Raw genomic sequence first — 2,885 nt, forward strand, 5'->3', positions numbered from 1 at the left:
ACCGAGGCGATATCCTCCTCCTTCGTCCCGCCGAACCGGCCGATCCAGTCGAGCGCGTTGAAGCCGATCTCCGAGCGCTTCGGATCGAGGACAAAGACATCTCGGTCGGCGTCGCCACGATGCTTCGACACCATCGGAGCGACCTCGTTCGAGGGGTCGAGGACGAYSAGCGMSCCGCCCCATTTSARCGCCGTCGGGATCGTCACCGAYGTCGTCTTGAAGCCGCCGGARCCGGCGAASACRATGCCRTGYGAWGAKCCRAASGAGCCRTCGAAGCAMAGSAGCGGCGACGTCCCGCCTGCTCCCCACGTCTCGGCGCTGTCGGCGCGAAACGCGTATGCCGCGACGCTGTCCCTATCGACCCGGTAGCGCTCGCCGATGACGATGCCGCCGCATTCGGGAAACAGCCTTTCGGCTGCCGACAGTTTCATCCAGTCGGCCTCGCCGTGCAGAGCGCGCTTGCCGTAAATGCGTTTCGGCTCGGACCTGGCAAAGGCGGCGTTGCCGGCGATCGCMACCCGCATGCCGAACAACGCGGACATCAGCACGGCGGCCGCGCCGATCGTCGTTGCAGGATCGAGATAGTTCAGGATCGACTTGCCGGCCGGCACCTCGCMCCAGAACGCGGAGAGCMGTATCGCCTCACGCAGGATCGCAACGACGAGCGTGGCGATCGCGCCCGTKAAAACACCCCAACCGGCAGATCTGATTCTGGCTGAGCCGGCGCTCGCAAACAGGAAGACGATGCMGACGAGGGAGGCGACGACATAGGGCAGAGCGATGCCCGTCCGGCCGAGCATCTGTTTTGCGGCATCACTCTTGCCGAAGGTGGCCAGCCAGTGTTCGACCCCCGCCATGCCGATCGCCGTCAGCATCATCAATGMGCAGGGTGCAACGTATAGAAGGATCCTATTCATGGCTCTCTCCGAACGCCGCAGCACCAATTGCAGTGAGGCGAACGCGCTCCTGCCGGTCTTGCTTCAGGCGGCCGGCGGCATCGATGAGAAGCCCGAGCAGCAGCGCACGCTTCTCGTAGCGAAGCCCGGCCTTGACGATGAGACCGCCAAGCTCGATCTTTTCCCGCGTGTCTTGTCTGCGGGCGTCGGAAGTCGCCGTGCGCGCCATCCGCTCAAGCCTCAGCAGTCCCGCCCGCAGTCGCGCCAGCCGCGTCCCGCGTGGACGATGCGCTGCTTTCGCCGGCGCTACTCCCCTTCTTCTCTCCGGTCGCAGCGACCTTTCCTCCRCGAAACCGCTTCGCCAGGTCCTCGAATGCTGCCTKCAGCTCTKGCTCATCGACTTCGATCTMGCCGAGACCTGCCTTGAGCGCGATCCTGCCGATGCGCTCGGCCTCCCGGGTCTCGGCCGCCTTGAGTTGCTCTTGCAGCTTCGCKATTTCGTCGCGGATTTTCGAGGATGGTTTCTTCATTTGGCCGATGTCTCCTGGGTGAGAAAGCTTGGTCTTGCGAGGCCAGTCTTCCCGATCGACGTGCGGAACGCACTAGGCGGATCATGCAATCGCCAGAGGCGATGCTTTGGTGAATGATCCCGGCCGTTCCGAAGGAGCGGTTCCGAAGGGCGCAATTATACGTCGCTGTCGCGACGCCCTTGCTTGAGACCCCTKGCGGGGCCTGCCGCTTCCGATGAACTCGTTGATTTCGTTCGCAACCGGGAAAGAATTCCGTCGTGGCCGTCCCTCATTTCTCCGTCAGCGTCGTCGCTCGTGGCTCCGGCCGCAGCGCCGTCCTGTCGGCGGCCTACCGTCATTGCGCCAAGATGGAGTAYGAGCGGGARGCKCGSACCATCGACTACACKCGCAARCAGGGMYTGCTSCACGARGAGTTCGTCATYCCCGCCGRYGCSCCGGAATGGCTGCGCTCGATGATTGCAGATCGTTCGGTCTCAGGCGCTTCCGAAGCCTTCTGGAATAACGTCGAGGCGTTCGAAAAGCGCTCGGATGCCCAACTCGCCAAGGACGTCACCATTGCACTGCCGATCGAACTKAGCGCTCAGCAGAACMTTGCGCTCGTACGGGATTTTGTCGAGCGCCACATTACATCGAAGGGCATGGTGGCCGATTGGGTCTATCATGACGCCCCTGGCAATCCGCACGTTCATTTGATGACGACGTTGCGGCCGCTGGCCGAAGACGGTTTCGGCGCCAAGAAGGTTGCCGTGCTCGGGCCGGACGGCAATCCGATCCGCAACGATGCAGGCAAGATCGTCTATGAACTCTGGGCTGGAGGTATMGACGATTTCAACGCGTTTCGCGACGGATGGTTTGCCTGCCAGAACAGGCATCTGGCGCTGGCCGGTCTCGACCTTCGCGTCGACGGCCGCTCCTTCGAAAAGCAGGGGATCGATCTCGAACCGACCATCCACCTTGGCGTCGGGACCAAAGCGATCGAGCGGAAAGCCGATGTTGCTACGAAGCCGGTCGAGCTCGAGCGCATCGAACTGCAGGATGCGCGCAGAGCCGAAAACGCGAGACGGATMGACCGGAGCCCAAAACTCGTCCTCGACCTGATCACGCGTGAGAAAAGCGTGTTCGACKAGCGTGATGTCGCCAAGATCCTGCATCGTTACATCGACGATCCCGCCCTGTTCCAAAGCCTCATKGTGCGGATCATCCTGCATCCCGACACGTTCCGCTTTGAGCGCGAGCGGGTCGACCTTGCCACCGGTGCCAGATTGCCCGCCAAATACACGACGCGGGAAACAATCCGGCTGGAAGCGCAGATGGCCAATCGCGCCATCTGGCTCTCTCAGCGTTCGTMACATAGCGTGCGAAACGCGGTGCTCGAAGCGACCTTTGCCCGTCATGACCGCCTGTCGGAAGAGCAGAGAACCGCGATCGGGCACGTGGCGGGATCCGAGCAGATCGCTGC

At 62.6% G+C, this 2,885-nt stretch carries 4 protein-coding genes; 1 reads left to right on the plus strand and 3 read right to left on the minus strand.

The features are described from left to right. From QD357_RS31645 to traC, 3 genes are all read right to left on the minus strand, one after another. Window positions 1-917: type IV secretory system conjugative DNA transfer family protein (locus QD357_RS31645; protein WP_414125924.1), on the minus strand; the 917-nt coding region annotated here is incomplete at its 3' end. Beyond that, window positions 910-1,125: a type IV conjugative transfer system coupling protein TraD gene (traD, locus tag QD357_RS31650; protein WP_285169552.1), complete on the minus strand. Its 216-nt coding sequence runs from the start codon at window positions 1,123-1,125 to the stop codon at window positions 910-912. The genes traD and QD357_RS31645, both read right to left, overlap by 8 nt. Window positions 1,126-1,129: 4 nt before the next feature. Then, window positions 1,130-1,426: a conjugal transfer protein TraC gene (gene traC / locus QD357_RS31655; RefSeq protein ID WP_414125925.1), complete on the minus strand. Its 297-nt coding sequence runs from the start codon at window positions 1,424-1,426 to the stop codon at window positions 1,130-1,132. Window positions 1,427-1,683: 257 nt separating this feature from the next. Here traC and QD357_RS31660 point away from each other — a divergent pair. Further along, on the plus strand, window positions 1,684-2,885 hold a 1,202-nt coding region (locus QD357_RS31660; RefSeq protein WP_414125927.1), incomplete at its 3' end, for a MobA/MobL family protein.

Source organism: Rhizobium sp. BR 317, from assembly GCF_047445835.1.
Taxonomy (GTDB): Bacteria; Pseudomonadota; Alphaproteobacteria; order Rhizobiales; family Rhizobiaceae; genus Rhizobium; species Rhizobium paranaense.